This is a genomic window from Streptomyces sp. CB01249, from assembly GCF_001905735.1.
Taxonomy (GTDB): domain Bacteria; phylum Actinomycetota; class Actinomycetes; order Streptomycetales; family Streptomycetaceae; genus Streptomyces.
On sequence record NZ_LISW01000010.1, the window covers coordinates 233357 to 259536 of the forward strand.

General features: G+C 71.6%; 25 protein-coding genes and 1 pseudogene. 11 read left to right on the top strand and 15 right to left on the bottom strand.

The genetic code is table 11. The features are described from left to right. Positions 1-163 precede the first annotated feature (163 nt). Positions 164-1633: a multicopper oxidase family protein gene (locus tag AMK18_RS33265; RefSeq protein WP_073865765.1), complete on the bottom strand. Its 1470-nt coding sequence runs from the start codon at positions 1631-1633 to the stop codon at positions 164-166. 259 nt (positions 1634-1892) lie between these two features. Between AMK18_RS33265 and AMK18_RS33270 the strand changes: the two genes are divergently transcribed. The 3 genes from AMK18_RS33270 to AMK18_RS33280 are packed head-to-tail and all read left to right on the top strand — an operon-like array spanning position 1893 to position 4590. Beyond that, the gene (locus AMK18_RS33270; RefSeq protein ID WP_198957125.1) at positions 1893-3317 is read left to right on the top strand and encodes a pyridoxal phosphate-dependent decarboxylase family protein; all 1425 of its coding nucleotides are present in this window, start codon (positions 1893-1895) and stop codon (positions 3315-3317) included. Further along, entirely contained in the window at positions 3314-3958 is a 645-nt protein-coding gene (locus tag AMK18_RS33275) for a hypothetical protein (RefSeq protein ID WP_018105931.1), read from the top strand. Before AMK18_RS33270 ends, AMK18_RS33275 begins: the two co-directional genes overlap by 4 nt. Next, positions 3955-4590, top strand: coding sequence for a DUF6875 domain-containing protein (locus AMK18_RS33280; RefSeq protein WP_018105932.1), 636 nt, complete (start codon positions 3955-3957; stop codon positions 4588-4590). Before AMK18_RS33275 ends, AMK18_RS33280 begins: the two co-directional genes overlap by 4 nt. A 60-nt stretch (positions 4591-4650) precedes the next feature. Here AMK18_RS33280 and AMK18_RS33285 read toward each other — a convergent pair whose 3' ends face one another. The 11 genes from AMK18_RS33285 to AMK18_RS33335 form a co-directional block, all read right to left on the bottom strand. Beyond that, positions 4651-5367: an indole-3-glycerol-phosphate synthase gene (locus AMK18_RS33285; RefSeq protein ID WP_073865767.1), complete on the bottom strand. Its 717-nt coding sequence runs from the start codon at positions 5365-5367 to the stop codon at positions 4651-4653. Then, positions 5364-6119 carry a hypothetical protein gene (locus tag AMK18_RS33290; RefSeq protein WP_018105934.1) on the bottom strand — a complete coding sequence of 252 codons (756 nt, stop codon included), beginning with the start codon at positions 6117-6119 and terminating at the stop codon, positions 5364-5366. Before AMK18_RS33290 ends, AMK18_RS33285 begins: the two co-directional genes overlap by 4 nt. Beyond that, positions 6116-7261: an acyl-CoA dehydrogenase family protein gene (locus AMK18_RS33295; RefSeq protein ID WP_018105935.1), complete on the bottom strand. Its 1146-nt coding sequence runs from the start codon at positions 7259-7261 to the stop codon at positions 6116-6118. Before AMK18_RS33295 ends, AMK18_RS33290 begins: the two co-directional genes overlap by 4 nt. 35 nt (positions 7262-7296) lie before the next feature. Beyond that, the gene (locus tag AMK18_RS33300; RefSeq protein ID WP_018105936.1) at positions 7297-7671 is read right to left on the bottom strand and encodes an ectoine synthase; all 375 of its coding nucleotides are present in this window, start codon (positions 7669-7671) and stop codon (positions 7297-7299) included. 2 nt (positions 7672-7673) lie between these two features. Further along, on the bottom strand, positions 7674-8510 hold the full coding sequence (gene trpA / locus AMK18_RS33305) for a tryptophan synthase subunit alpha (protein WP_018105937.1): 837 nt from the start codon (positions 8508-8510) through the stop codon (positions 7674-7676). After that, positions 8503-9543: a hypothetical protein gene (locus tag AMK18_RS33310; protein ID WP_073865768.1), complete on the bottom strand. Its 1041-nt coding sequence runs from the start codon at positions 9541-9543 to the stop codon at positions 8503-8505. The genes trpA and AMK18_RS33310 overlap by 8 nt, the downstream gene beginning before the upstream one ends. Positions 9544-9707: 164 nt before the next feature. Then, the gene (locus AMK18_RS33315) at positions 9708-9965 is read right to left on the bottom strand and encodes an acyl carrier protein (RefSeq protein ID WP_073865769.1); all 258 of its coding nucleotides are present in this window, start codon (positions 9963-9965) and stop codon (positions 9708-9710) included. Then, positions 9962-11491 (bottom strand): AMP-binding protein, encoded by a 1530-nt coding sequence (locus tag AMK18_RS33320; RefSeq protein WP_073865770.1) that lies wholly within the window; start codon positions 11489-11491, stop codon positions 9962-9964. Before AMK18_RS33320 ends, AMK18_RS33315 begins: the two co-directional genes overlap by 4 nt. Continuing rightward, entirely contained in the window at positions 11488-12390 is a 903-nt protein-coding gene (locus AMK18_RS33325; protein ID WP_073865771.1) for a MaoC family dehydratase, read from the bottom strand. The genes AMK18_RS33320 and AMK18_RS33325 overlap by 4 nt, the downstream gene beginning before the upstream one ends. Beyond that, complete coding sequence (locus AMK18_RS33330) at positions 12387-13637, bottom strand: beta-ketoacyl-[acyl-carrier-protein] synthase family protein (RefSeq protein ID WP_073865772.1); 1251 nt, start codon at positions 13635-13637, stop codon at positions 12387-12389. The genes AMK18_RS33325 and AMK18_RS33330 overlap by 4 nt, the downstream gene beginning before the upstream one ends. Positions 13638-13683: 46 nt before the next feature. Further along, complete coding sequence (locus AMK18_RS33335; RefSeq protein ID WP_018105943.1) at positions 13684-14901, bottom strand: aminotransferase class I/II-fold pyridoxal phosphate-dependent enzyme; 1218 nt, start codon at positions 14899-14901, stop codon at positions 13684-13686. Between the two features lie 376 nt (positions 14902-15277). On the opposite strand from AMK18_RS33335, the gene AMK18_RS33340 reads away from it, so the two are divergent. Next, positions 15278-16135 (top strand): AfsR/SARP family transcriptional regulator, encoded by an 858-nt coding sequence (locus tag AMK18_RS33340; protein ID WP_073865773.1) that lies wholly within the window; start codon positions 15278-15280, stop codon positions 16133-16135. A 134-nt stretch (positions 16136-16269) separates the two neighbouring features. Here AMK18_RS33340 and AMK18_RS33345 read toward each other — a convergent pair whose 3' ends face one another. The 3 genes from AMK18_RS33345 to AMK18_RS33355 are packed head-to-tail and all read right to left on the bottom strand — an operon-like array spanning position 16270 to position 18273. Beyond that, the gene (locus AMK18_RS33345; protein WP_018105945.1) at positions 16270-17025 is read right to left on the bottom strand and encodes an SDR family NAD(P)-dependent oxidoreductase; all 756 of its coding nucleotides are present in this window, start codon (positions 17023-17025) and stop codon (positions 16270-16272) included. Next, a complete protein-coding gene (locus AMK18_RS33350; RefSeq protein WP_018105946.1) occupies positions 17022-18008 on the bottom strand; it encodes a 3-oxoacyl-ACP synthase III family protein in 987 nt (328 codons plus the stop codon). Before AMK18_RS33350 ends, AMK18_RS33345 begins: the two co-directional genes overlap by 4 nt. Positions 18009-18018: 10 nt before the next feature. Continuing rightward, the gene (locus AMK18_RS33355) at positions 18019-18273 is read right to left on the bottom strand and encodes a hypothetical protein (RefSeq protein ID WP_018105947.1); all 255 of its coding nucleotides are present in this window, start codon (positions 18271-18273) and stop codon (positions 18019-18021) included. A 193-nt stretch (positions 18274-18466) separates the two neighbouring features. Here AMK18_RS33355 and AMK18_RS33360 point away from each other — a divergent pair, with 193 nt between their 5' ends. From AMK18_RS33360 to AMK18_RS33390, 7 genes and pseudogenes are all read left to right on the top strand, one after another. Beyond that, complete coding sequence (locus tag AMK18_RS33360) at positions 18467-19345, top strand: class I SAM-dependent methyltransferase (RefSeq protein ID WP_018105948.1); 879 nt, start codon at positions 18467-18469, stop codon at positions 19343-19345. Between the two features lie 9 nt (positions 19346-19354). Then, on the top strand, positions 19355-20911 hold the full coding sequence (locus AMK18_RS33365; RefSeq protein ID WP_073865774.1) for a flavin-containing monooxygenase: 1557 nt from the start codon (positions 19355-19357) through the stop codon (positions 20909-20911). Positions 20912-20930: 19 nt separating this feature from the next. Further along, positions 20931-22424, top strand: a complete 1494-nt coding sequence (locus AMK18_RS33370) for an FAD-binding protein (RefSeq protein WP_018105950.1) — start codon at positions 20931-20933, stop codon at positions 22422-22424. 71 nt (positions 22425-22495) lie between these two features. Continuing rightward, positions 22496-23026, top strand: coding sequence for an SRPBCC family protein (locus tag AMK18_RS33375; protein ID WP_241836716.1), 531 nt, complete (start codon positions 22496-22498; stop codon positions 23024-23026). Then, positions 23023-23871, top strand: coding sequence for an alpha/beta fold hydrolase (locus tag AMK18_RS33380; protein ID WP_018105952.1), 849 nt, complete (start codon positions 23023-23025; stop codon positions 23869-23871). Before AMK18_RS33375 ends, AMK18_RS33380 begins: the two co-directional genes overlap by 4 nt. Positions 23872-24292: 421 nt before the next feature. After that, positions 24293-24919 (top strand): zeta toxin family protein, encoded by a 627-nt coding sequence (locus AMK18_RS33385; protein ID WP_073865776.1) that lies wholly within the window; start codon positions 24293-24295, stop codon positions 24917-24919. A 205-nt stretch (positions 24920-25124) separates the two neighbouring features. After that, a pseudogene (locus tag AMK18_RS33390) lies at positions 25125-26099 on the top strand (site-specific integrase). The last annotated feature ends 81 nt before the right edge of the window (positions 26100-26180 follow it).

A 26180-nucleotide genomic window follows, 5' to 3' on the forward strand; every position in this document is an offset into this window, starting at 1 on the left:
GCTCTTGTCCGGTTCGTAAGTAGGGTGCCGAGGCGCGCTGTTGACGAGGATAGAGGTGCTTTTGCTCCCGCCGCGGGCGCGGAGGCCGCCCTGGACAGGATCACGAGCGTTCCTCCAGCGAACGTCGAGCGACACTCGAACGGGCGTGCCCGGGTGCGATGGATCAGCGGATGCGCATCCGCGCCATCATGCCCATCGCGGAGTGGTCGAGCAGGTGGCAGTGGTAGACGTAGGTGCCCCGGTAGGAGTCGAAGGTCGCCTGGAGCTTGACCGTCTCGCCGGGCAGCAGGCACACGGTGTCCTTCAGCCCCGCCTCCGCCCCGGTCGGCGACTTCCCGTTGCGTTCCAGGACGCGGAACTGCACCAGGTGCATGTGGAAGTTGTGCGGCACGTCGGTGTTGGTGTTGGTGACGGTCCAGACCTCGCTGGCGCCGTACGGGATCTCGGTGTCGACGCGCGCCGGATCGTAGACGCGGCCGTTGATGGTGCCCTGCGGTTCGCCGCCGACGACGGCGACGTTCAGGTCGAAGGAGCGCCGCCCGGTGACCGGCGGCAGCGGCGGCAGTGTACGCAGAACGGGCGGCACCCGGCTCGGGTCGGGGGCCTTGCGCACCACGTCGAAGCGCATGACCTTGCCGGTCCGGTCCGGATCGCCGGGGCCGAGGGTGTTCTCCAGGACCAGCCGGGTGCCGACCGGGTAGCGGGAGAAGTCGATGACGATGTCCGCCCGCTCGGCCGGTGACAGGAGCAGCGAGTCGGTGGTGAAGGGGCGCGGCAGCAGGCCGCCGTCCGAGCCGATCTGCGTGAAGGACGAGCCGTCGGCCAGTCGCAGCGCGAAGAACCGCAGGTTGGACGAGTTCAGCAGCCGGAAGCGGTACTTGCGGGCGGCGACCTGCAGATACGGGTACGGCTTGCCGTTCGCGAGGATCGTGGAGCGGCCCTCCGCGTCGTCCAGGATGTACAGCAGCTGCCCGTCGTCGCCGAAGTGGGCGTCGCGCAGCGCCACGGTGACGTCGTAGCGCCCGGCCGGCAGCGGCAGCGCCTCCTCCACGTCGTCGGTGAGCAGATAGCTGCCCGACAGGCCCCGGTAGCAGTTCTCGGACTCCGAGTGGTGGGCGTGGTCGTGGTACCAGAGCGAGGCGTGCGGCTGCTGGTTCGGGTACGTGTAGGTGCGGCTCGTCCCGGAGGCGAAGGTGCTCATCGGGTCGCCGTCGCTGGCGACGGGCACCGAGGCGCCGTGCAGGTGCACCGAGGTGTCCACGCCCAGCTGGTTGTGCTGGCGCATCACCACGGGGCGACCGGAGCGGGCTCGGACGATGCCGCCGGGGAAGTGCCCGTCGTAGGTGAGGACGTCGGTGCTCAGGCCCGGCAGGATCTCGGCGCGGGTGCGGCGCATCGTGATGTCGTAGACGTCGGCGCCGCCGCGCGTCGCGGCGGGCGTGAGCACCGGCAGCAGGGGCAGCGGCACCTGGAACGGCTGGACTGCGGGGCCCACGGGGACGGCCTGGCCGGTCGCGGCGGCGTCCTCGCGCGGGGCGGCGCCCGCCGTCATCAGCGGGGTGAAGGCCGCGCCGGTGAACAGCCCGGCGCCGGTGACGCTCAGGGCGGTCATCAGAGTGCGTCTGGTCACCATCACGGAACTCCTGCTGCTTGATTCGGCGGACGCGCCGAGTGCAGCAAGGACGGCTCGTACGCGTCTCGGGGGCTGCTAGGGCGGGTTCGGAGTCGGTCACTTTGTCGCGATATGACAGGGAACGTCGCTGGAGAACGCGTCCAGACCGGGCCCAGATCCGCCAGGGAACCGGTTGCGGTCGGCTTGCGCTCCGCTCCGTATACCTGAGCCGTCCGATGCCCCACGCCCCTGCCCACCTGCCCCCACCGGAAGGCCGACCGTGGATCTTCGTTACTGGCTGCCGCGTGCCGTAGACGTGGCCGAACAATGGGGAGAACGCTTCGGCCCGTACCGGGAGCACCCGTCGCACCTGGTCGGGGACGAGGAGTTCGGCGCCGCGTTCGCCGCGTTCTCGAAGCGGCTGGACGACAACTATCCGTTCTTCCATCCGAGCTACGCGGGCCAGATGGTCAAGCCGCCCCATCCCGCGGCGGTCGTCGGCTACGTCACCGCGATGCTGTTCAACCCGAACAACCACGCCGCCGAGGGCGGTCCGGCCACTACCGAGATGGAACGCGAGTGCGTGGAACTGCTCGCCGGGATGTTCGGCTTCCGGGGCTCGCACCTCGGCCATCTGACGACGAGCGGGACCATGGCCAACCTGGAGGCGCTGTACGTGGCGCGCCAGACGCATCCCGGACGCGGCATCGCGTACAGCGCCGAATGCCACTACACGCACGCCCGCATGTGCGGGGTCCTCGGCGTCGAGGGCCACCGGGTGCCCGCCGACGGGCTGGGCCGCATCGACCTGGACGCCCTGGAGAAGCTGCTCGCGGCCGGCCGGGTCGGCACCGTGGTGGTGACCACGGGGACGACGGGGCTGGGGGCGGTCGACCCGGTGCACGAGGTGGTGCCGCTGGCCCGGCGTTACGGCGTACGGGTGCACGTGGACGCCGCCTACGGCGGGTTCTACGCGCTCCTCGGGCGCTCGGACCGGCCCGAGGGCATCGACGTACGCCCCTGGCGGGCCATCGCGGACTGCGACTCGGTCGTCGTGGACCCGCACAAGCACGGCCTCCAGCCCTACGGGTGCGGGGCGGTGCTGTTCAACGACGACGCCGCCCGGAACCACCTCGCGCACGACTCGCCATACACCTACTTCACCGAGGCCGCACTGCACCTGGGCGAGATCAGCCTGGAGTGCTCGCGGGCCGGGGCGGCGGCCGCCGCGCTCTGGCTGACGCTGCAACTGCTGCCGCTGACCCGGGACGGCTTCGGCGAGGTCCTGGCCGGCAGCCGCCGCGCGGCCGTCGGATGGGCGGAGCGCATCGAGGCGTCCGAGGAGCTGGAGACGTACCAGGCACCCCAGCTGGACATCGTCAGCTACTTCCCCTCGGCGCGGCCGCTGACGCTGTCCGCCGTCGACTCCGCGTCCGGCCGGCTGCTCACGGACGGGATGCACGCGGAACGGGACCCCGTGTTCCTCAGCGTGCTGCGGACCGACGCGGCGGACTTCGCGCGGCGCAGACCCGATGTGGTGGCCGACGCCGCCACGGCCCGGGTGATGCGCAGCGTCCTGATCAAACCGGAAGCCGAACTCCACCTGGACCAGCTGCACAACCGGGTGGCAGAGCTCGCCGTCACCGGGCGCGTCCGACCGCCGCGCCCGGCACACCCCTCATCGAACGGGAGGAGAACTTCGTGACCCACCTGTCCACGTTCCCGCCGCCGCCCCTGCCGACTGCACCCCGGCCGGCCCTGCGGCGGGCCCGACGCGACGAAACCGGCCCCCTCGCGGAGCTGCTGGCGGACGCGTTCCACGACGACCCGCTGACCCGCTGGATCACCCCGGACCCGGAGCGCAGGGCGCGGGTGCTGCCCGGCCTGTTCGAGGTGTTCCTCGACATGTCCTTCGGGTACGACGCGGTGACCTGCACCCCGGACCTGGACGCCGTGCTGCTGTGGACGCCGCCGGGCGCCCAGGCCGAACTGGAGGCGCGGGGCGAGGAGTTCGCCGGGCGCTTCGAGGACGTCCTCGGTGTCCGCGAGGCCGCGTCGCTGGCGCTGATCGCCGAGCTCCAGGCGTCCCGGCACCCGGCCCGGCCGCACTACTACGCGTCGTTCGGCGCGGTGCGCGGCGGCGCGCGGGGCCGGGGGCTGCTCGGCGCGCTCGTCGCCGAGGTGCTGCGGGAGGCCGACGCGGCGGGCTGCGCGGCCTACGCGGAGGCCAGTTCGCCCGGCGGCGAGGCGTCGGCGCGGGGCCAGGGCTTCGTGCGGCTCGGCGAGGACATCGTGTTGCCGGACGGCGGGCCGCGCCTCCGGCCGCTGTGGCGGGAGCCGCGATGAGGGGCGACAGCCGGCTGCAGATCTACACGCCGGGTCAGGTGGACCGCGGTCTCGTGCCGGCCGGACAGCTCGGGCCGCTGCGCGAGGTGCTGGAGTGGAGCCGGACCTTCCTGGTGTCGAGCCATCCCGAGCTGGGGCGCAGCGGCCCGGTGTGCCCGTACACCCAGCCCTCGCTGCGCGCCGGCCGCTTCCTGCTGGCCGTGCCCGCCGAGAGCACCCCGGCCGCGCTGCCCGGTGCGGTGGAGGCGCTGCGCAGCTGGTACGAACGGCTGGCGGCGGAGCTCCCGGAGGACGAGCGGGAACTCCTCACCGTACTGATGGTGCTCCCCGACCTGGACCACGCGGACCCGGCGGACCTGGACCTGTTGCAGGCGGACGCGAAGGACGACTTCGTGGCCCAGGGGCTGATGATCGGCCAGTTCCATCCGCTGTGCGCCGAGCCGGGGCTGTGGAACGAGGACTTCGCGCCGCTGCGCTCGCCGGTGCCGCTGCTCGCGGTGCGCCGGCTGCTGGTCTTCGACCTGCCGTTCCTGGTCGGCGCGGACCGGCACATCGACCACTATCTGCGCCGGTTCGCCCCGGACATCCCGGCCCGGGTGCGCGACCAGCTGGTCAACCGCGTCGTGTCCTGACGGCGGGCAACGCGAAGGGGGCTCCGTGGCCACGGAGCCCCCTTCGTCCGGTACGGACACTCACGACGGATGGAGGGCCGACTGTGTGGTGTTACGGCTGCTCTCCAGCGTACGCAGCCACTCGCCGGGGTCGCCGCTGCGCAGCAGGGCGGTGCCGACGAGGAGGCCCTTGTAGCCGGCGTCGAGCAGCCGGGCCGCCGTCTGCGGGCTGTCGATGGCGCTGGCGCTCACCGGGCAGGGGGTGCCGCTCGCGCGCAGGGCGGGCAGCAGCTCGAAGCTGCGGGCCAGGTCGCCCCGGTCGCGCTCGCGGGTCTTGATGTCCTTGTTGTTGACGGCGATGACGCACTCGTCGGCGTGCGGCACGGAAGCGATCTCGGCCTCGGTGGTGGCCTCGACGAACGGGGTCAGGCCCGCGCCGAGCGCCGCGATGGTGAGCCCGCGCAGCGCGGAGGCGGAGAGCAGTCCGGCGGTGAGCAGGACGGCCGAGGCGCCGAGCTCCCGCGCGGTCTCCAGCTGGTCCTTGCGGGTGATGAAGTCCTTCTGGAGCAGGGGGAGTTCGGTCAGCCGGGCGACATCGCGGAGCAGTTCGCGGGTGCCGCCGAACCAGCGCCCCGTGACGACCGAGATGCAGGGCGCCCCGGCCTTCTCGTAGGCGGTGACGATCTCTGCGGGGGTGTGTCCTGAGATGAGGTCGAAGCCGAACGCGTCGCGCCGCTTGACCTCCATCACCAGGGGCTGCGGGGCCGACAGCAGGGACTCGATGAAGGGAAGGCTCATGGCTGCTCCGTAGGCCGTGTGGTCGGGGTGTCCGTGGCGGAAGGAGTGCGGGGGGCGGGGTGGCCCGGCCCGGTGTCCCAGGCCTGGGCCAGTCCGGCCACCTCGATCGCGCCGAAGCGGCCGTCGTCGCCGCGGGCCGCGGTGTCGACGTCGATGCCGCGCAGCCGGGGGTGGCGCAGGACCCGTTCGTACGCGGACCGGTTGGTCCGGTCGAGTCCGCCGGCGAGCCAGAACGGCAGGGTGAACCGTTCGGCCAGCCGGAGGACGGTGTCCTCGTCCAGGCGCTGCCCCGTACTGCCGACGCGGCCGTCGGCGGTGGTGGCGTCGATGAGGAAGAGGTCGGTGCCGGCCCGCTCGTACGCCCCGATCAGGGGGCGTTCCGGGCAGGTGCCGTCCGCGACGTGCAGCACCTTGACGATGACGGCGTCGGGCAGTGCCGTGCGCAGGGCGCGGACGGTGGCGGGCGGCTGGTAGGCGTGGAGCTGGACGATGCGGATGCCGGTGCGGCGCAGGACGCCCGCGACCGCGTCCGGGTCACCGAGGAAGGTGACCAGGACGGGGTGCAGGGCGCCGGTGGCGCGGACGGCCGCCGCGAGGGCGGCCACTTCGTGCTCGGGCAGGTCCGCGGGGCCGCCGGGGACGCCGTGCCAGAGGCCGACGAGTCCGGCCCCGGCGCCGGCCAGCACCCCGATGTCACGGGTGCTGGTGGCGCCGCAGACCTTGAGGGTGCGCGGTGGGGACAGGGTGGTCATCGGCCCAGGCCCAGCTTGGACGCGATGCGGTTGTACTGGATCTCGTTGCTGCCCGAGTAGATCGTGCCGCCCACGGCGTTGCGGACGTCGATCTCCAGGCCGTATTCGCTCATGTAGCCGTGGCCGCCGAAGACCTGGACGGCGGTGAGGGAGCTCGCGAGGTTGGCCTCGCTGGTGATCAGCTTGGCGATGGCCAGGTCCTCGGTGACGTCCTCGCCCTCCTCAAGCCGCTCGGCGGTGTCGTAGAGCCACTTCCTGGCCGACTCCAGACCGATCTTGGCGTCCACGATCTTGTTGGCGACGGACTGGTAGGAGCCGATCGTCTTGCCGAACGACCGGCGGGTGCGGGCGTACTCGACGCAGCGGTCGAACCGGTGCTGCATCTCCCCCACGTTCACGATGAACGAGAGCAGGATCTCCCGCTTCATCACGTAGTCGAGGACGATGAAGCCGCCGCCCACCCGGCCGAGGACCCGGTCGCGCGGGACGCGGCAGTCGTCGAAGTACAGCTCGCTCAGCGGAGAGGTACGCAGGCCCATCTTCTTGACGGGCTTGCCGACGGTCAGGCCCGGGGTGTCCCGGTCCACGAGGAACGCGGTCACACCCAGGGCCCCGCCGTCGGGGTGGGTGCGCGCGTACACGACGAACACGTCGGCGACGGGTCCGTTGCTGACGAAGCACTTGCTTCCGTTCAGCACGAAGTCGTCGCCGTCGCGTTCGGCGCGCGTGGTCATCGCCATCGCGTCGCTGCCGGACTCCGACTCGGTGATCGCATGGGCGCCGATCGCCTCGCCGGAGCTGATCCGGGGGAGGTACCTGTCCTTCTGGGCGGGCGTGCCGAACCGCATGAGGGGGACGCCGGTGCTGGCGAGCGTGGTGGTGACGCAGAAGTTCAGACCCGCGTCCTGGCAGTGCTCGCCGAGCCCTTCCAGGACGTACATGGTGGTGAGGAGGGACTGGCCCAGGCCGCCGTGCTCCTCGGCGAAGGGCAGGGCGAGGATGCCGGACCGGCGCACCAGTTTCCACTTCTCCCAGGAGAACTCCGCTCGTTCGTCCTGGGCGATGTGGTCGGCGCTGAGTGCCTCGCCCCACCGGGCCAGGCCGGCCCGGAGGTCGGCCTGGTCGGTGTTCCAGCGGATCACTGGGACCCCTTTCAGAGGTGCGGGTGCCGTGTGGATCAGTAGGCGGAGGAGGTGTGCGCGTCGAGGCTGTGCACCTCGTCGCCCTGCAGCGCCGGGGTGAAGACGCAGACGAGCCTCAGGTCCTCGTGCGGGGATGCGACGAGGTAGTGCGCGTCGTGCTCGTCGAGGGAGTACAGCCGGCCCGGCGTGATGGGGTGCACGGTGCCGTCGAGCTCGACCACCTCGCCGGAGCCCTCGATGCAGTAGCAGGACTCCAGGTGGTTGCGGTACTCCAGGCGGGACTTGGTGCCGGCTCGCACCGTGGTGTCGGTGATCGAGTAGCCGACGCCGTCGGATGCGGTGAGGAAACGACGGCTGAGCCCGTTGCCCCAGTCGACGCTCTTGACGGTCTCCAGGTCACGGATGATCATGGTCAACTCCTTGTTCGGATAGGGGTATTGGCCGTACTGGTCTCGTCCGGTCCGGGCTGGAGCGACCGGACGAAGTCGCGCAGTGCCGTGGTGACGGAGCCCTCCTCATCGAGGGCCTGCTCCACGCGCGCCACGCCCGCGGAGCCGACGATCGCTGCGTCGGCGCCGCTCGCGGCGACCGCCGCGACGTGGTTGCGCGTACTGACCCCGAAGCCGACGGCTATCGGGGAGTTCGTGTGGGCCCGCAGCCCGGCGACGACCGGGGCGAGCGCGGCGTGCCCGGCGGGCGGCGCGGTGCCGCTGCGGCCGTAGTGCGCCACCAGATAGACGTATGCGGAGGACTCGCGGGCCGCGCGGGCCCGGGTCTCCTCGGGGCTGGTCGGGTAACAGGTGGTGACGACGGCGGTGCCGGCCGCCTCGGTGGCCTCGCGGTAGGCGTCCCGCAGCCGGGGCGGCAGGCCGTGCACCAGGAGCCCGTCGGCGCCGGAGGCGGTGACGTCCTTGACGGCCGCGCCCAGGTCCCGGTGCTTGAGGGAGTGGCTCCAGTCGGCGAGCAGCGCGATCCGCAGCCGCCGCAGCCCCGGCCGGACGCGGGCGACGAAGCCGAGGACGTCGTCCAGGCCGGTGCCCCGGTCCAGGGCGCGGCGGGCGGAGCGGCGTACGACCGGCCCGTCGGTGAAGGAGTCCGGGAAGGGCACCGCCAGTTCGAGGCAGTCGACGCCCTCCTCGTCGAGCATGTGCACGACCTCGGCGAGCTCGTCCAGCGCCGGGTCGCCCGCGTTGAGGAACAGCGTGAGCCCGGGCCGGCCGGGTCCGCGCCCGGTGAAGAAGTCAGCCATGGCGGACCGCCCCCGCCGTCGCCGCGGTCCGCCGGGAGCGCAGCCGCTCGACCAGGGCCACGGCGGCCCCGCTGGTGACGGCGTCGTCCGTGGCGTCGAGCGCGTCGCGCCAGGTGGTGTGATGGCCGGCCGCGAGGGCGAGCGCGGCGGCGTTGAGGCGGACGGTGTGGGTGGCCGCCGGATGGGCGCGCCCGGCGAGCACGGCCAGGAAGTGGTCGGTGGCCGCGTCCTTGGGCGCGGGGGCCAGCGCCTCGAAGCCGCCGTCGGCCGGGATCAGCGCGCCGGGCTCCAGGACCTGGTCCTCGCCCCGCGCGATGTGGACGGTGTTGCGGGCGAAGCCGAGGAGTTCGTCGGCGCCCCGGTCGTTGCTGGTGAGCCACACCGTGCGGCCGGTGACCGTGGCGGCGAGGCGGCGCAGGTCGTCCAGGGGCATGGTGTGCGAGACCCCGGTGACCTGGGCGGCGACCGGCAGATCGGCGAGGAGCGGCCCGAGCGCGTTGAGGAACCGCCCGAACGGCTTCATGCTCACGGGCGCGATCAGCCGGGCGAGCCGGGCGAGCTCGACCGGGTAGACGAACGGCCCGGTGAAGGCGATCCCGTCCCGCTCCAGGTGCTCCTCGGTCTGCTCGTACGAGGAGGTGAGGCGCACCCCGAGGCGTTCGAGGAGGTCGACGGAGCCGAGGCTGGAGGTGTAGGCCCGGGAGCCGGACTTGACGACACGCACCCCGGCGGCGGCCGCGACGAAGGCCGAAGCGGTGGAGACGTTGAAGGTGGCGGGACCGCCTCCGGTGCCCACGACGTTGACGGTCGCGGGCCAGGCGGGCCCGGGGCGCGCGGGGCGCCGTTCCATGAGTGTGCCGTGCAGGGCGGCAAGCGTCGCGGGGTCGGGGAGCCGGGTGGTCAGCGAGGCCAGCAGGGCGACGGCCTGCTCCCGGGGGAGCGTGCCGTCGCCGAGCCGGTCCCACAGAGACCGCCAGGTCTCGTGCTCGGCCACCGTGCGCCGCGCCAGCAGGCCGGTGAGCGCGTCGTGCATGGTAGGGCCTTTCGTTTGGGTCAGGCCGGATCAGGGAGCGGGCTCTGGTGCCGTGCATCGCAAGGCGGAGGATTGAATCAACGCGGAGCGTTGGTGATTGACGACAACGCCGCGAGGTGCGGTGCCAGGGCCCGCGAGCCCGGCATGGCCCAAACGACAGGCCCCTAGCCGCTCACCCCCTGGCGCGCATTGGCCACGAAGGTGTCGATCGCGGTGACGCTGCGGAAGTTGTTGGGGTCGAGGTCCGTGTCGTCCACGGCGAGCCCGAAGCGGTCCTCCACCCAGGCGATGAGCTTGAGCAGGCCGAGCGAGTCGATGGCTCCGCTCGACAGCAGGTCCTGGTCGTCGGCGAGTTCGTCCTGCGTGAGGTCCGGCAGGAACTCCTCGATCAGGAACTGCTTGATGGTGGCCGTGTTGCTCATGACGTCCTTCCTTCTACTGTGGTCAGCCGGCGCGAGTGGTCCGGCGCCTGGGACGGTCCGCGCAGCCGGTCGAGCGCGGTGCGGTCGACCTTTCCGGTGGGGGTCTTGGGCAGCGGTTCGTCGGTGATCCGCAGGACGCCGGGGACGGCGGCCCGGGGCAGGGCGCGGGCGCAGTGTTCCTTCAGGAGCAGGCTGTTGAGGCCGCTGCCGGGTGCGCGCCGCACCCCGGCGACGAGCCGTTTGCCGGTGAGCGGGTCGGGCTGCGCGGCGACCCCGGCCTCCAGGACCGCGGGGTGGCTGAGCAGCACCTGCTCGATCTCGGCGGTGTTGACGGCGACGCCGCGCACCTTGACCTGGAAGTCGCTGCGTCCGGTCAGGTACAGCAGCCCGTCGGCGTCGCGCCGTACGAGGTCGCCGGTGCGGAACCAGGTGCCGTCGTCGTGGCCGAGCGGGTGACCGGTGAACCGGCCCTGGCTGCGGGCCGGGTCGAGGTAACCGGCGGTCTGGAAGGGCGTCCTGACGTGCAGCTCCCCGGCGCCGGGGCCGGTGACCTCCTGGCCGTCGGCGTCCAGCACGAGCACCGAGACCCCGGGGAGCGGGGTGCCGATGGGCAGCGGGCCGGAGACGGTGGCGTCGGTGCCGACGTCGTACGTGAAGCTGTCGTTGGTCTCCGTGCAGCCGTAGATGTTGGTGAGGCGGGCGGCGGGCAGCACCTCGCGCAGCTCGGCCAGGGTGCGTTCGGGCAGGACGTCGCCGGTGAAGGCGGCCCGGCGCACCGACGGCAGCAGCACCCCGGCCCGGCGGGCGGCGTCCAGCACGAGCCGGTAGAACATCGGCACGGCCTGGACGATCTCCACGTCGTGACGGAGCAGCAGGTCGAGCAGGTGGCGTCCGTCGACGGCCTTGTCCGAGTCCACGAGGACGACCCGCCCGCCGTGCGCGAGGGTCGTCCACACGTCGAGGAAGCAGAGGTCGAAGTTGAGCGGCGCGTAGTTGAGGACGGTGGTCCCCGGCGCGACGGCGAAGGCGGGCCCGGCCCAGCTGACGAACCGGTCCACGGCCCGCTCGTCCAGTGGGACGGTCTTGGGCAGCCCGGTGGAGCCGGACGTGGTGAGCATGAAGGCGGTACGGGGAGGCACCGGGTACGCCGCCGAGCGGGCCGGGACCCGCACCCCGCGCGGTTCGCCGCCCGGGGTCAGCACGTACCCGCAGCCGGCCTGGGCGAACAGCTGGGTCAGCAGCTGCTCGCCGAGGTGCGGGGAGGGCAGCAGGAACGGGCGGTGGGCGAGCAGGCAGCCCAGGACGAGCGCGAGGGCGTCGGGCGACTTCTCGGCGAGGATGCCGACGGGTTCCCCGGTCGGCAGCCCGAGCAGGGCGAGGCGTTCGCGTTCGCGGCCGGCGCTCTCGTACAGCTCGCGGTAGCTGGTCTCCTCGCCGTGCCAGACCAGGGCGGGCGCGTCGGGGCGCTCTCGGACCTGGGTGAGGAAGCCGGGCAGTAGTCCGGTGGTGCCGTCCCGGCCGGTCATGGCCGCCGTCCCGCCAGCCGGGCCCAGCCGCTCTTCACGGCGATGCCCGAGGGGGTGCGGCAGGTGAAGCGGACCAGGGTGCGGTCGGCGTCCGGGGCCAGTTCGACGCGCAGTGGCACGTCCGGGACCACAGGGGCGGAGAACCGCCCGCTGACCGCGAGGACGCGGGTGACGTCGCCGTCCGCGTACCGGTCGGCGATCTCCTCGACGGCCAGGGCGAGCACGCTCATCCCGTGCGCGATGACGCTGGGGAAACCGGCGTCCTTGGCGGCCCGGTCGTCCAGGTGGATCGGGTTGAGGTCGCCGGAGGCGTGGGCGTAGCCGCGGATCCAGGCGGGGGTGAGCCGGTGCTCGGCGGCGGCGGGTTCACCGGCTCCGCCGGACGGGGCGGGCGCGGCCGGTGCCGGGATCTGGCCGAAGGGCTCGATGGCGGCGGCGCCCACCAGCAGGGCGCTGGTGAGGAGTTCGGCGCGCGGGGTGCCGTCCTCGCCGGTGAGCCGGGCCCGGACGGCGACGCGGGTGCCCTTCGGTTCGCGGCGGGCGCCGACGACGTCGAGGCCGACGGTGATGTCCTCGCCGGGCAGCAGGGGCTGCTCGATCTGGATGTCCTGGCCGAGGTGGACGACGGAGACGGGCTCGGGCTCGGCCGCCGCCAGGTCGCGTACGGTCGCGTCGGCGAGGGTGTGCGCGAGGACGAAGGCGTGCACCGGCGAGGTGCCGGGCTCCCCGGCCGCGGGCAGGTCCGCGCGGACGGCGGCCCGGAAGGCGGCCACCTCGTCGGCGGTGAGGCTGCGGATCGCGGTGCGGGGCTGGGCGGGCGTCTGTGCGGTGGCCTGCGCTGCGGTCTGCGCTGTGGTCTGGGCTGTGGTCTGGGCGGTGGTCTGGGCGGTGGTCGTCATACCGGCGCCACCACCATGCTCGCGTTGTGGCCGCCGAAGCCGAAGGAGTTCGACAGCGCGGGTCCCAGGGCGACGGGCCGTGGACTGGTGTGCACCACGTCGATCTCCATTCCTGGCTCCAGGTGTTCGTGGTTGGCGGTGGGCGGCACCTCTTGGGCGCGCATCGCCTGGACGGCGGCGATGATCTCGACGGCGCCGGCCGCTCCGATGAGGTGGCCGATGACGCCCTTGGACGCGGTGACGGGCGGGCCGTCGGAGCCGAAGACCTTGGCGAGGGCCGTGGCTTCGGCGCGGTCGTTGTGCGGGGTCGAGGTGCCGTGCGCGTTGATGTGCGTGATCTCGTCGGGGGCGAGCCCGGCGGCGGTGAGCGCACCGGTCATCGCGGAGACCGCGCCGGCCCCGTCGGCCAGCGGCATCGACAGGTGGTACGCGTCCGAGGTGGCCGCGTACCCGGCGATCCGGGCGTAGGTGCGGGCGCCCCGGGCCAGCGCGTCGTCCAGGCGTTCCAGGACGACGAAGCCGGCCCCCTCCCCCATGACGAACCCGTCGCGGTCCCGGTCGAAGGGGCGGGAGGCGTGCGCCGGGTCGTCGTTGCGCCCGGAGACCGCGTTCAGGTTGCCGAAGGCGGCGAGGGTGACCGGGGTCAGGGTGGACTCGCAGCCGCCCGCGATCGCCACGTCGGCCTGGCCGGACGCCAGGAGCGCGGTGGCGTGCCCGATGGCGTCGACGCCGCTGGCGCAGGTGGTGGCGATGGTGGTCGCGGGGCCGGTCCAGCCGAGGCGCATGGCGATCTGGGCGGCCGCCGCGTTCGGCATGGTGAGCAGCGGCATCAGCGGGTTGACCCGGTGCGGGCCCACCTCGCTGTAGTGCGCGGACTCGCGGTCGCTGGTGGCGCGGCCGCCCACCGCGTTGCCGACGACGATCGCGGTGCGCCCGGGCTCGGGGACCGGGGCGCCGGCGTCGCGGTGGGCGGCGAGCGCGGCCGTGGTGCCGTACAGCGCGAAGGGGTCCATGCGCCGGGCGTCCTTGGCGGACACGAGGGCGTCGGGGCCCTGGGTGTCGAGTCCGCTGACCCGGCAGCCGATCCGGACCCGGTGGCGGGACAGGTCCAGGTGGTCGAGCGGGGCCGCGGTGGAACGGCCGGCGCGGAGCGCGGCCCACAGGGCGTCGGGGGTGCACCCCGCCGGGGTGACCACACCGATCCCGGTGATCACCACCGGGGTGCGGTGGGAGGCTGCGGCTGTCATCTTCGGTCTCGTCTCCGTCCGGTGTCCCGGGGCCTTGACCGGCCGGTCAGGCCGGGATGATGCCGCACTCGCGGGCGGACTTGATGAACGCGTCGGCGGCGAAGTCGATGTCCTCGGGCGTGTGCCGCGCGGTCACCGCGATCCGCAGCCTGGCCAGGTCGTTGGGGACGGCCGGGGTGACCACGGGGATGCCGATGACGCCGTTGCGGCGGCAGGCGGTGGCCAGGTCGTACGCCTTCTCGTCGGAGCCGGCGATCAGCGGCAGCACCGCGGTCTCGCTGTCCTGCGTACGCAGCCCCTGGGCGTTGACCAGGGCGCGCAGGCGGGCGGACTCGCGCTGGATGTGGGTGACCCGCTCCGGCTCGCGCTGCAGGATGCGCAGGCTCTCCAGGGCGGCGCCGGCCTGGGCCGGGGCGAGGGCGGCGGAGAAGAGGAACGGCCGGGCGGCGTAGCGCAGGTGGCCGATCAGCTCGGCGGGTCCGGTGACCCAGCCGCCCATGGACGGGATGCCCTTGGACAGGGTGCCGAGCTTGATGTCGGCCTTCACCCGGTGGTCGAAGTGCTCCTCGATGCCCCGCCCGGTGGCGCCGATGACGCCGAGCGCGTGGGCCTCGTCCACCATGAGCAGCGCGTTGTGCTCGTCGCACACCTTGCGGAGCTCGGGCAGCGGGGCGATGTCGCCGTCCATGGAGTAGACGCTGTCGACGATGACGAGCCGCACCCCGTCGGGCGAGGCGGCGGCCAGGCGCCGGTCGAGGTGGTCGACGTCGTTGTGCCGGAACCGGGTGACGGTGGCGCCGGAGAGCCGGCAGCCGTCCACGATGGAGGCGTGGTCGTACTTGTCGATGAAGACGGTGTCGCCGGCGCCGACGAGACCGCCGACGGTGCCCACGTTCGCCGCGTAGCCCGAGCTGAAGACCATGGACGCCTCGCGGTCCGCGAAGCTCGCGACCTCGGCCTCCAGCTCCTCGTGCAACGGGATCGTCCCGGCCAGGGCGCGCACGCCGTGGTTGCCGCTGCCGTAGAGGTCGAGCGCGGCCTTGGCGGCGGCGACGACGCGTTCGTCGCCGCCCAGACCCAGGTAGCTGTAGCCGGACATCATCAGCAGCCGTTGCCCGTCGAGATCGGCGTACGCGCTGTCCCGCTCGACGGTGTAGGAGACGAAACTGTTGCGGCGCTCCGGCTCGGACTCCAGTGCCGCCACGCGCTTGTTCGTGACGGCCAGCTTCGGCGCCAGCCGTTCCCAGCCTCCGGTTGCGTTCACGTGAGTCTCCTCAGACTGATTCAGTCGGCCGGCGAACGGCCTATTCATGACAGGATTTCTACGCCGCGCTCCGCAACGCGGCCGCAACAAGGAAGCCGGAGCCCTTCTCGAATTACGCTCGAAGCCGCTCGGGATTCACTAGAAATCCCCTGGTGAACGCATGGAGAAGGGCGGAAACATGGACCCTCGATTCAGCGGAACTTGGGCTTCCACTCATTCCCCCCGGTATGTTCCCGGGCTCAATTGACACGGCCTGAACGCCCCTGCGAGGGTCACGACGACATCACGGGGAATGGCGAGAACCGAACGGCGCAAAGAGAAAGCAACGGCGCCGTGTTCCCCGCTCGGTTCCTGATCTGCCGCAGGGAGTGTCGACGTGTTGATCCGGCTCGTAGGACTTGTCAGCATCGAGCACGAGGCGGAACCGCCCCGGCACCTGTCGAGCGCACAGGCCCAAATCGCCTTCGCCCGGCTCGTCCTGGAGCGTTCCGCGGGCACCAGCCGCGACCAGCTCGCGGACACGCTGTGGCCACAGGGCCTGCCCGACACCTGGGCGTCCGCGCTGCGCAGTGTCGTCAGCCGGGTGCGGTCCTTCGTCACCAGCGCGCACCAGAAGCCCGGCGAGACGCCGTTGGTCGCCCAGAGCGGGCGCTATCTGCTGCATCTGCCGAGCGACGCGCTCACCGATGTGGAGACGGCCGAGTCGTCGGTCTCCGAGGCCCGGCAGGCGTGCCGGGAGGGCGCCCACGCGGTGGCCCTGCAACTGGCCTCCGGCGCGGTCGCCAATCTGCGCGGCGCGTTCCTGCCCGCTCACGAGGGCGAGTGGGTGAACACCACCCGCGAGCGCATCGAGGCGGTACGCCTGAGCGCCCTGGAGCTTTCCAGCGCCTCGGCCGCCGCCCTCGGCAACAGCCACCACGCCCTGCGGTACGCCGACGAGGCGGTGCGCAGGGCGCCGTTCCGGGAGAGCGCGCACCGCTGCCGGATGACGGCGCACGCCGCCGCCGGCAACCGGGCCGACGCGCTGCGCGTCTACCAGCAGCTGCGCGAGCTCCTGTCGGACGAGCTCGGCATCGAGCCCGCCCCGTCCACCCAGTCGCTCTATCTGGGCCTGCTCCGCGAGCCCGACCCGGCCCGCGAGGCGCCCCGCGCGATGACCCCGTACGGCGGCCCGGCGACCATCGACCCGCTCCTGATGAGCGCGTACGAGCCCCTGCTCCCGCCGGCCGCGTAGGCGGCCCTGCCCGGGCAGGGAAACGTCCGCGGAATGCTCCTGCGAAATCCGGTTCGCAGGAGCATTCCGCGGACGTTTCGTGCGGAATTTTTTTCCCGGGGGACTTTCCGAAGAAAGCCCCCCGGGGGTGGATATCAGGTGATGGTGACGCCGCTGTCGATGCTGATGACCTGGCCGGTCATACAGTCCTGGTCGAGGAAGAGGGCGGAGCTGCGCGCCACCTCTTCCACGGTCACGAAGCGGGGCACCGGTGCCTTCTTCTCCATCGATTCCACCACGTGGTCGGGGAGGGTCTGCGTCATGCCCGTGATCATGAATCCGGGCGAGAGCGCGTTGACCGTGACGCCCCGCCGTCCGCACTCGGCGGCCAGCGTCCGGGTGAAGCCGATCAGGCCGGCCTTGGACGCGGAGTACGCCGTCTGTCCGGCCGTCGCGATCAGACCCGACGGCGAGACCACGTTGATCACCCGGCCCCACCGCTTGCGCAGCATGTGCGGAACGCACACCCGGGCCGTGTGGAAGGAGCCGATGAGGTTGGTCTGGATCACCGCCGCCCAGTCCTCGGGCTTCTGCATCGCCATGACCTGGTCACGGCGGATCGCGCCGTTGTTGACGAGGACGTCGACCGGGCCCAACTGCTCGGCGATCTGCGCGTGCATCGCCGTGACGGCCTCGTACGAGCCGACGTCGCCGGTCACCAGGACGGAGTCGTTGGAGAGCTTCTCCTGCACCGCGAGCGCGGCGTCCTTGGCGCTGTTGTAGTGGACGGCCACCTTGCAGCCGAGGGCGTCCAGTTCGATCGCCAGCGCCTGGCCGAGCCCGCCGGAGGCGCCCGTCACCAGGGCGACGGGGTGCTCGGGCCGGGTGCCGGCGGGCTTCTGCGTACTCATCGTGTCCCTCCGCGCCATTCGAGGAGCATGGAGCCCCAGGTCATGCCTGCGCCGAAGCCGGCCAACAGGACCAGGTCGCCGTTCTCGATGCGGCCCTCGTCCAGCGCCTCGGCCAGCGCGATCGGGATGGACGCGGACGCCGTGTTCCCGTACTTGTGCAGGTTCGCGACCAGGGCCTCGGGCCGCAGCCCGGTGTGGCTGAGGATCGAGTTGATGATGCGGATGTTGGCCTGGTGCGGGATGACGTGGCGTACGTCGGCCGCCTCGACCTTGGCGGTCTTCAGCGTCTCCCGGACCGTACGGACCGTGTACCGCACGGCGTTGAGATAGATCTCGTTCCCGTTGATCTGCGCGTAGTGCAGACCCTGGCGCACCGTTTCCTCGGTGGTCGGCATACGGCTGCCGCCCGCGAGGACCTTGAGGCTGCCGGTGCAGCTGCCGTCCGCGCCCAGGTTCCAGGCCAGGACGTTGCTGTCGGCCGCGGGGACGAGCACGACGGCTCCCGCGCCGTCCCCGACCAGGATCGACAGGTCCCGGTCGGCGGGGTTCGCGGTCAGCGTGTGGGTGTCGGAGCCGATGAGCAGGATCGGCCGCGGGTCGATCGCGATGAGGGCCATCGCGGAGACGAGCCCGTAGACGAAGCCCGCGCACTCGGAGTTGACGTCGTGCGCGCTGCCGGCGATGCCCAGTTCGTGGTGGACGAACGCGGACGTCGCCGGCGAGGGCTGCTCGGGCGTGGCGGTGGCGACGATCAGATGAGCGATGTCGCCGCCGCTCAGGCCCGCCTTGGCGAGGGCGCGCCGGCCGGCCTCGACGGCCAGCGAGGCAGTCGTCTGGCCGGGCCCGACGGCGCGCCGTTCACTGATCCCGCACCGGCTGGTGATCCAGTGCTCGTCCACGCCGAAGCGCTCGGCGAGCTCCGCACTGGTGACCACCTTTTCGGGGACGGATATGCCCCATCCGGTGATGTCGAAGCCGTTCATGCGCGCCCGCTCAGGCCTGCGCCGGCACGAGCGCCAGGATGCGGTCGTAGACGTGGCGCAGCGTGGTGGTGTCGTCCAGGTCGGCGAAGAGCGACTCGTCGGCCGGGATGTCCGGGTAGGTGTTCTGGAACCCGTACAGCCACTCCATGAGGTCCAGCGAGTCCACGTCCGGGATGTGCTGGAGCGGGTGGTCCGGGTCGACCTTCTGGGCGCCGGACACGGCCTCGAGCTGGCTCGCCAGTTCTTCGATGGTGGGCAGAGACATGAGGTGAGGTCCTTCCTCCGCAGGGCTTGGCCTTTTCGAGACGCATGGAACCCGTACGCACGCAACCGGCGCGCAACAGCCGGCGCCCCGGTCGTGTTGCACGTCTCTTGCGACGCGGGGGTTTTCTTCGTCTCGCGATGACATCGCAGGCACCACGCCATGAGCATGAGCCGGACGGGAGTTGAGGACGAAGATGACCACGGTCGCAAACCAGTCGGTCCCCGAGGTCGACGCGATCAGGCACCACTACGAGGTGAGCAACGACTTCTACCGCCTCCTGCTGGGCCCGACGATGATGTACTCCGGCGGTTACTGGGAGGAGGGCGAGGGTCTCACCGAGGCCCTCGACGAGGCCCAGGAGCGCAAGCTGGACAAGTTCGTCGAGCTGGCCGGAGCGGCGAACGCCCGCCGCGTCCTGGACGTGGGCTGCGGGTGGGGCACCATGCTCAACCGCGTCACCACGGTGCACGGCGTCGAGCAGGCGGTCGGGCTGACGCTCAGCCGCACGCAGGAGCAGTTCATCGCCGGCCTGGACAACCCGCGGATCACCACGCGGGTGGAGTCCTGGGAGGACCACACCACCGACGACCCGTACGACGCGGCGTTCTGCATCAACGCCCTGGAGCACTTCGTCTCCTCGACGCTGCCGCCGCGCGAGCGCACCAAGAAGTACCGGGTGTTCTTCCAGAAGGTCGGCGCCACCCTGAAGCCGGGCGCCCGCTTCGTGCTGCACACCATGACGGCCGAGGCGCTGCCCATGAACCGGCAGCTGCTGGACGACCTGAAGTTCCTGCAGCGCTCGGAGTTCGAGAACTGCCACATCCCGCACCTGCACGAGCTGACGCAGGCCGCCGAGGGTCTGTTCGACGTGGTCGAGGTCGTCAACGAGCGCGAGTCGTTCGCGGTGGCCTGCCGCGCCTGGCTGAAGCTGCTCGCCGAGCGCCGTGACGAGGCCGTCGCCATGGAGGGCGAGGAGGTCGTGGCCCGCTTCGAGCGCTACCTCGACATCTTCGCGTACACGCTCGAGGACAAGTTCTTCAACAACTTCCGCGTCACCATCGCGCGCCGCTAGGAGGCTGACGTGACGAGCACTCTAGAGCCGCCGCGCAGCGACGAGGACAGCCGCCCGGCCGGCGGCGGCGGACCGCAGCGGCATCTGCGCGTCGCCGTCATCGGCAGCGGGTTCTCCGGCCTCGGCATGGCGATCCGGCTGTTGCAGAAGGGCGTGGACGACTTCCTCGTCTTCGAACGCGCCGACGAGGTGGGCGGCACCTGGCGGGACAACTCCTACCCGGGTGCTGCCTGCGACGTGATGTCCCACCTGTACTCGTTCTCGTTCGCGCAGAACCCGGAGTGGAAGTCCACCTTCGGCAAGCGCGACGAGCTGTACGCGTATCTGCGGGACACCGCCGACCGGTTCGGGGTGCGTCCGCACATCCGCTTCGGCCACGAACTGCTCGGGGCCCGCTGGGACGAGACGACCCGCCGCTGGCACATCGAGACCTCGCAGGGCGACTACACCGCGCAGGTCCTGGTGAGCGGCACCGGCTATCTCAGCGAGGCGGCGGTCCCCGACATCCCGGGCCTCTCCGACTTCGAGGGCGCCGTCTTCCACTCCTCCCGCTGGCGGCACGACCACGACCTGAGCGGGCGCAACGTCGCCGTGATCGGCACCGGCGCCTCCGCCATCCAGTTCGTGCCGAAGATCCAGCCCGAGGTGGGGCGGCTCGACCTCTACCAGCGGACCCCGCCGTGGATCGGCCCGAAGAACGACAAGGAGACGAGCCCGCTCCAGTCCAAGCTGCTGCGCGGGGTCCCCGGCTACCAGAACTTCCGGCGGAACTTCAACATGTGGGGCCGGGAGATCCTGGCCTTCGTGATGAAGCGGCCCAAGGTCGCCGGGAAGATGCAGAAGATGGCCAGCGACCACCTGAAGAAGTCGGTCGCCGACGAGAAGCTGCGCGCGAAGCTGACCCCGGACTACGTGATGGCGTGCAAGCGCCTGCTGTTCTCCAACACGTGGTACCCGGCGATCCAGCAGCCCAACGTGGACCTGGTCACCGACGGCATCGCCAAGGTCACCGCCCACTCGATCGTCACCGCCGACGGGTCCGAGCGGGAGATCGACACGATCATCCTGGGCACCGGCTTCAAGGCCACGGACCGCCCGGTCGCCGGGCGGATCACCGGCCGCGAGGGCAGGTCGCTGCGCGAGGTGTGGCAGGAGGACGGCATGGCCGCGCACCGCGGCACCACCGTCGCCGGCTTCCCGAACCTGTTCCTGCTGCTCGGCCCGAACACCACCCTGGGGCACTCCTCGCAGGTCGTGATGATCGAGGCGCAGATCGGCTACGTGCTGGACGCGCTGAAGGTCATGGACCAGAAGGGCCTGGCCTCGGTGGAGGTTCGAAAGACGGTCCAGGACGACTGGAACGAGCGGCTGCAGGCCCGCCTCGATGGCACCGTGTGGAACGCAGGCAACTGCAAGAGCTGGTACCTCGACGCACACGGGCGCAACCCGTCGATCTGGCCGACGTACACCTGGCGCTTCCGCCGCCAGACCAAGCGCTTCACCCCTTCCGAGTACCAGCTCGCCACCCTCGCGGGCGCCGGCCTGCCGGCCCTGAACCACACGTAATGGACGGGAGACAGACCGAATGAGAAGCAGCAGCACCCCCATCACGCGGCGCAGCATCCTCGGGGGCATGGCGGCCGCCACGGTCATCGGCTGGAGCACTTCGCACCAGGCGTGGGCACGTGAGTCGGACTCCTTCGCCCATACGGCGGCGAGCCTGCCGGCGCTCGACGGCACGCTGGAGACCTCGGCGGGTGTCAAGTCCACGTTCAACCACGACTTCGGCCACATGGTGACCGGCGCGTGCTGGGCGGTGCTGCGTCCCGGCTCGGTGCAAGACATCGTCAAGATGGTCAACTACGCCCGGGCCAACGGGCTGAAGATCGCGATGAACGGCCGCGGCGGGCAGAACGGCGACGAGGAGTCGCACTCCTGCTACGGGCAGGCGCAGGTCCCGCAGGGCGGCATCGCGATCGACGCGCGCGGTCTGACGAAGATCGTCCGCATCGGCTCCTCGTCCGCCGTGGTGGAGACCGGTGTCACGTGGGCGCAGCTCACCGACGCCGCCCTCGCCCGGGGCCTGACCCCGCCGGCGCTCACCGACTACCTGCACCTGTCGATAGGCGGCACGCTCAGCGTCGGCGGCATCGGCTCCACCGTGGCGCGTTACGGGCTGCAGATCGACACCGTGAAGTCGATCGACATCGTCACCGGCAACGGCGACCTGATCACGGCCAGCCCCAGCTGCCACGCCGATCTGTTCAACACGGCGCTCGGCGGCGGCGGCCAGGTCGGCATCATCGTGCGGGCCGAGGTCGCCCTGATCCCGGCACCGCCGAAGATGACCGTCTTCACCCTCTACTACAACGACGTGTCCGCGTTCCTCGCCGACTCCGAGAAGCTCATGGCGGAGAAGCGGTTCGAGGGCCAGGTCGGCGAGATCGCCCGCACCCCGGACGACTCCGGCTGGTGGTACAAGCTGGAGGGCCAGGCGTACTGGAAGGGCGGCACCGCGCCCAACCGCACCGCGCTGCTCACCGGTCTGCACGACGTGCGGGCGTCCGCGACGATCGAGGACCTGCCGTTCCGCGAGGCCGTGTTCCGTACCGACGGCGACGAGGCGTGGCTCAAGGAGAACGACTTCTGGGGTCAGCCCAAGCCGTGGCTGAGCCTGTTCGTCCCGGCCTCGAAGGCGAAGGCGTTCGCGGACCTGCTGACCGCCGAGCTGAACAGCGACGACCTGGGCGCGGGCTTCCTGCTCTATTACCCGTACCCGACGTCGAAGCTGACCCGCCCGCTGTCGGTGCAGCCCTCCGAGCCGACCGCGTACCTGTGCGACGTGCTCCGCTTCCCGGCCCCGGGGGCGGACATCGCGCGGATGCTGGACCAGAACCGCCGCCTGTACGACAAGGCGGTCGCGCTGGGCGCCAAGCGGTATCTGGTGGGCGCGATCCCGAACATGACCTCGGCGGACTGGCGGGCCCACTTCGGCATCCGCTGGAAGGTCCTCGTCGCGGCGAAGCGGCGCTACGACCCGGCGGGCATCCTCACCCCCGGTCAGGGCTTCTTCGGCTGATCCGGGACGCCCCGGGCCCCGGCCGGCGAGACCCAGACCGCCACCCGGAACACCCCGACAGGAGAATCGGCATGACAGTTTACGACTTGATCGACGAGGCGATCGTGGACGCGCCGCCGGAAGCGGTGTGGGCGGCGCTGATCGCCGAGTTCCGCGGCGCCGGCCGCTGGTGGGTGCCCGCCAACACCTTCGCCACCGTGTCCGGTTCGCCGGACGAGGTGGGCGGCGAGGTCGCGGTCACGGTGCACACCAAGGGCGTCGACAAGGGCGGCCCGAAGCTGCGGTTCACCGCGCGCACCCGGGCCGTCGAGCCCCAGCGGCTGCTGTCGGTCGACTACGTGTCCGGGGTGTTCCGGGGCACCAGCGACTTCTACGTCGAACCGCTCGACGGGGGCCGCACCAAGGTCGGCATGCACTTCGTGGGGCGGCCGAACGGCTTCCTGAAGCTCCTCGCGAAGGTCGCCGACATCGGCGCGGAGCACTCCACCGCCACCAGCGAGGCGTTCGTCCGGCTCGGGCGGATCCTCGCGGCGGAGAGCGCTCCGGCCGTCCGGTCCGGCGCGGCGGCACAGGACCGGAAGCTGGAGGGCAGTACCCGATGACGACGGTGGCCGCCGCACCGGCGACCGAGACGCAGGTGCGCACCGACGACGGGGCCCGCCTGGCGGTGTCCGTCCTGCCGCCGCTCACGCCCCCGACCGGCGTGACCGTGGTGCTGGTCCACGGCTGGGGCGCGTCGCGCCGGGTGTGGAGCACGGTGGCCGACCGGCTGATCCGCCTCGGGCACCGCGTCGTCTCCTATGACCTCCGGGGCCACGGCGCCTCCTCGCAGGGCGCCGAGCCCTTCGGGATCGCCCGGCTCGGGGCGGACCTGGGCGCGGTCCTCGCGCATGTGGAGGCACCGGACGCCGTCGTCGTCGGGCACTCCGGGGGCGGGTTCGCCGCCCTGGCGTACGCCGCGTCGGAGGACCGGAACGCCGCCGCGCTGAGCGGCCTGGTGCTGCTGGCCACGGCGGCGCACGACCAGGAGACCCCGGACAGCGAGGTCCGCATGATGGGCAGCGCGCTGTTCCAGCGGGCGGTCTCGCGACCGGCCCTGGGCCGCAAGCTCCTCGGGCAGAACATGCTCGGCCCGAAGGCGGACCGGCGGCTGAGCGAGGTGAACCGCCAGATGTTCGCCGCGGCGGGGCCCGCGGTGCGCGCGGAGGCGTTCCGCTCCTCGCGGGGCATGGACCTGCGCGAGGCCCTGGTGTCGGTGACCGTACCGGCGGTGGTCCTCGCGGGCACCGCCGACAAGGTGATCGCACCGAAGCTGGGCCGGGTCGTCGCCGAGGCGCTGCCCCGGGCACGCTTCGAGGAGGTGCCGGACGCGGGGCACATGCTGCCTCTGGAGGCGCCGCAGACGGTGGTGGGCGCGGTCAGCGAGCTGACGCGGGACCACGGATAGCGCGGCGCACGCGGAAGGGCGGCCGGTCCCGGGCGGGGGCCGGCCGCCCTTCCGCGTGCGTGGCTGCGGATCGAGGCCCGCGCTATCGCCGTGGTCGTCGACCGGGCAGGCACGGGCGCACAGGACTTGCCGAACTCAGCAATCGCGCTGCGCAATATTCCCAGCTCAGGGCGCCTGTCGTGCCGGATACGACACGACAGGGGTCTTCTGCGAGATCTGGTCGGCAGAGGACCACATCCCAGACTCACTCATACAGAATCGGGATCAGAAGAAACAAGGCAGGAATCTGACAGAAGGAACGAGATGAGTGAACCCATCATCGGCCACCTGCGCCCGCACCGCTGGTCCTCAGAGGAGTCCCTGGCCTACGAGGCGGCCATCGAGGCCATCAACGGGGTCGTCGGTACCTACAGCGGGCTGATTGCCGCCGCCGCCGGAGGAAAACCGGCGGATCTTCGTCTCCGCCATCGTGCCCGAGCACCTCACCGGCCCCACCCCGCAGGACCCGGCCACCGCTGTCTTCCTGATCGGTCAGCCCGGCGCCGGCAAGACCCGGTTGGCCCAGCTTGTTGCCGAACAGCTCGACGCACGGGGCGGGTTCGCGGATATCGACAGCGACTTGTACAAGCCCTACCGCCCCCAGTACGCACAGCTCATGGCCAAGGACGACCGGCTCATGACGCTCTACACCGGGCACGACGGCCGGGTCTGGATGCGCCAGGCCCAACAATTCGTCCGCGGTGAGGACCCGCTCTCCGAGGGCCGCAAGCTCCACGCCTTGGTCCAGGAGATCGCCATGGACCCGCGGTATCTGGCCGAGACCATGCAGAAGTACCGCAACGTCGGCACCCGCATCGATGTCCTCGTACTGGCAGTCCCTCAAGCCCTGAGCGAGCAGGGCATCCTCAACCGCTACCTGGAACAGGTCCGCGACCGCGGGCAGGGACGTCTGACCGTGCCGGAGAAGGCGGCCGCCTCCTACACCGGGATCGCCGACTCCTGCGAGGTCATCGTCCGAGAGGGTCTCGTGGATTTCGCCGCCGTCTAGGGGGCTGAGGAACATCCGTGTCAGATCGTGCGCTAAGCGTTCGTCGTCCCTGGTGGGCGGCTGACGGCGCGTTGGTCGTGGGGGCGGCCTGAAGTTCTTCCACGGATAACGTCCTATTATCTGGGGGATCTTGGTTCGTCACCTGCGGTGACGTTCTTCGGGCCGTACGTGCAGCGGCCCTGTTATCCGTGGCAAGGGGGAAGCGGTGCCCACCGTTGTGCAACTGCCGGCAGGGAAAGCGTTGACGGTCCGCGCGGCGGCCGACGCCTCCCTCGACTCGCTCCGCAACCCGAACACCGTCCGCAGCTAATCGACCGGGGTCGGCAAGACGGCCGAGCGAATCGGGGAGGGCCGCCCGCTGGGGTCGGTCACGGACGACGAGATCGGCGAGGCCCTGGAACTGCTGTGGGGCACCGCGGCGGTCAACACCTGGGACGCCCGCCGGGCAGCGGTCCTCTCGTGGCTGGGCTGGTGCGCGGAGTACGGCTACGACAGTCCGTCCATCTCGGCCTGGACGAAGCGGCTGGCCGTGCCGGACTCGGAGACCCCGGCCCGCTCGAAGATGGCCGTGGACCGGCTCATCGCCCGCCAGGATGTCCACCTGCGGGAGAAGACGCTGTGGCGGATGCTCTACGAGACCTGCGCCCGCGCGGAGGAGATCCTCGGCGTCAACATCGAGGACCTAGACCTCGCCGCCCGCCGCTGCCCGGTCAAGGCCAAGGACGCCTGGAGCAAGGCCCGCCGACGCGGGCAGACGAGGGAGGACTTCGTCCTGGAGACCGTCTACTGGGACGCGGGCACCGCACGGCTCGTGCCCCGGCTCCTCAAGGGCCGCACCCGGGGCCCGGTCTTCGTCACCCACCGCCGCCCCCGCCCGGGGAAGGTCGTCAGCCCGCGCGACGTGTGTCCGGACACCGGCCTGGCCCGCCTCTCCTACGGCCAGGCCCGCGCCCTCCTCAATGAGCACACAGCCGTACACGGACCGGGGACCGGCTGGGACCTGCACGAGTACCGCCACTCTGGACTCACCGAACTCGGCGTGCAGGGCGCCTCCCTGCTGATGCTCATGGCGAAGTCCCGGCACAAGAAGCCGGAGAACGTCCGCCGGTACTTCAAGCCCTCGCACGAGGCGATCTCCGAGCTGACCAGCCTCCTCGCGCCCGGCGACGTCCGGCGCTGAGCCACCAGTCCGGGCTGAATGACCCTGCCGATCGTTTGCGGGCACCAGCCGGCGGGCGTCGCGCACCGCGAGGGGTCGCTG